Annotated in this window: 3 protein-coding genes and 1 pseudogene; 3 read left to right on the top strand and 1 reads right to left on the bottom strand. The window is 30.2% G+C overall.

Annotated features, from left to right (window positions below):
• Window positions 1–590 (bottom strand): flagellin N-terminal helical domain-containing protein (locus tag TA89_RS07955; RefSeq protein ID WP_040212348.1); only part of this gene is annotated, 590 nt, incomplete at its 3' end.
• A 321-nt stretch (window positions 591–911) separates the two neighbouring features.
• Between TA89_RS07955 and TA89_RS07950 the strand changes: the two genes are divergently transcribed.
• The 3 genes and pseudogenes from TA89_RS07950 to TA89_RS07940 all read left to right on the top strand — a co-directional run.
• Window positions 912–1,127, top strand: a complete 216-nt coding sequence (locus TA89_RS07950; RefSeq protein WP_040212347.1) for a hypothetical protein — start codon at window positions 912–914, stop codon at window positions 1,125–1,127.
• 11 nt (window positions 1,128–1,138) lie between these two features.
• A pseudogene (locus tag TA89_RS19270) lies at window positions 1,139–1,258 on the top strand (GNAT family N-acetyltransferase); the annotation flags it as partial.
• Window positions 1,259–1,433: 175 nt separating this feature from the next.
• Window positions 1,434–1,631, top strand: a 198-nt coding sequence (locus TA89_RS07940; protein ID WP_040212343.1) for a hypothetical protein, incomplete at its 3' end; no start/stop codon positions are given.

The raw sequence follows: 1,631 nt of genomic DNA, 5'->3' as shown, positions 1-1,631 counted from the left end.
ATCGCTGTATTAACGCTTGTTACTGCAGCTTTAGATGCTGTATGATCAGTTACTGCGATTGCATTGATAGCTAATGATGTTGAATCCATAGCTCCAATGTTTATTTCTAATGATAGTGCTGTATCAGCATTTGCACCTATTTGAAGCATTGCTCCGCTTCCTGCTGTAGCTAAGCTACCGTTTAACAAGCTCTTTTCGTTGAATTGAGTTGTAGTTGCAATTCTGTCTATTTCTGATTTTAAGGAATCAATCTCATCCTTTATAGCTGTTCTATCAACGTCAACGTTAGTATCGTTAGCTGCTTGAACAGTTAATTCTCTCATTCTTTGAAGAATTGAGTGAGTTTCACTTAATGCGCCTTCAGCAGTCTGGATTAAAGAAATACCGTCTTGAGCATTTCTTGAAGCCTGATCTAAACCTCTTATTTGAGCTCTCATCTTTTCAGAGATTGAAAGACCTGCAGCGTCATCTCCAGCTCTGTTAATTCTTAAGCCTGAGCTTAATTTTTCCATTGCTTTTCCTGAGTTAACAGTGTTCATACCCATATTTCTATGAGCATTCATAGCATTAAGATTGTGATTAATTATCATTTATAAAATCCCCTTCCTTAGAGAAAAATATTTGGCATCCATGCCAATGGTTATATAAAGCTTTATGCTATTACATACATAATTATTTAAATATTATTTGATATATAAAATGTTACTTCATTGCTATTTATTAGCTTTGTAGTTATTATATCGCAGAGAATTTTATAAGCTTTATACTACTTATTAAATAATTACAATTTTTTTATACTTCAATTAATAAAAGAGAGTGGAATAGTTATCATATTTCATAATTACAACTATTATGGATTTTATTGTAAGTTATATGATATAATAAAATAAAAAGTCTGGGGGAAATCATAAATGCTAGTTATATTTAGAATTATTGATATCATAGGCTTTGTAGCTTCTCTATATATAGCTATTAATAAAAACAGTTCATATTATAAAAGAAAAGCTTTTTTTGATAGGGATATGCATTATAAAGAAGAGCTGGTGGATTCTAATAGAATTAAATTTTTTGTTATGTCTGTAGTGTTTTTAATGATCTTTGCTTTTAGCTTCATTAAAATTCAATAGAGGCTTTATTAGGAAAGGTTATGGAAAAGTGTGGGTTAAAATATGAAGGACTTTTAAGAAAAATCAGTAAAAATAATATTGGAGTTTTAGTTGATTGTAAGTATTATTCAATATTAAAAGATGAATATTAAATGCATTTTAGAACATAGATAAAGCTTAAAATGATAATTCTACTATAGCAGCAGAGGTTTCTGCTGCTTTTTACATAAAAATTACATGGTGATATTCCGTAAGACAAATAAAATATTTTTTGGTAAAATAATCATACAAAGGATGGAATAAGATTAAAAACAGGAGGCAAAGCCTATGAAAAATATATTTTTTTATAACACTCCTTTTGGTGAAATAGGGATTGCTGAAGAAAACCAAGCTATTACTAATGTGTATTTTAATAGAGCTTCAGCAGTTGGGGATATGATTTTCAAAGAAACTCCTCTTCTTGAGGAGGGAGGCAGGCAGCTAAGGGAATATATCCAGGGTAAAAGAAAAGCTTTTGACCTTCCT

This window comes from Clostridium polynesiense (assembly GCF_000820705.1).
Taxonomy (GTDB): Bacteria; Bacillota; Clostridia; order Clostridiales; family Clostridiaceae; genus Clostridium_AA; species Clostridium_AA polynesiense.
This window is presented reverse-complemented; position numbering and strand designations above follow the sequence as displayed.